The following is a 494-nucleotide window of genomic DNA, read 5'->3' on the forward strand; positions in this document are numbered from 1 at the left end:
AATTTGGTTTTCGCCAAGAAGTTTCCAAAGCACTTGTAACAAATGTTTGAGAACTACTTTTTAAATCAGCTTTCCAGATTGTTAAAGAGCAAACTTCATAAAGAAGTCAAAGACATAGATTGAACATTTCGTTCAACTCATGGCTTTTGCTTCTCGCAAAATTCAGTACGGATTATGGTGGAGCTATGCGGGATCGAACCGCAGACCTCCTGCGTGCAAAGCAGGCGCTCTCCCAGCTGAGCTATAGCCCCATAATCGGGAACGAAGTGGTGGGTCTGAGTGGACTCGAACCACCGACCTCACCCTTATCAGGGGTGCGCTCTAACCACCTGAGCTACAGACCCACTTCGTGTACTGTCTCTAAACTTGAATCAAGGCAATCTGTGTGAACACTCAACAACTTCGACATCTTAAGGTAAGGAGGTGATCCAACCCCAGGTTCCCCTAGGGTTACCTTGTTACGACTTCACCCCAGTCATGAATCACACCGTGGT

2 tRNA genes and 1 rRNA gene are annotated in these 494 nt (G+C 46.6%); all 3 read right to left on the reverse strand.

The annotated features are described in order from the left end of the window. Positions 1-175: 175 nt before the first annotated feature. A tRNA-Ala gene (locus ACW5W8_RS23820) sits at positions 176-251 on the reverse strand. A 16-nt stretch (positions 252-267) separates the two neighbouring features. Then, positions 268-344, reverse strand: a tRNA-Ile gene (locus ACW5W8_RS23825). 72 nt (positions 345-416) lie between these two features. Next, positions 417-494 (reverse strand): 16S ribosomal RNA (locus ACW5W8_RS23830); the annotation flags it as partial.

Source organism: Aeromonas aquatilis (genome assembly GCF_054052405.1).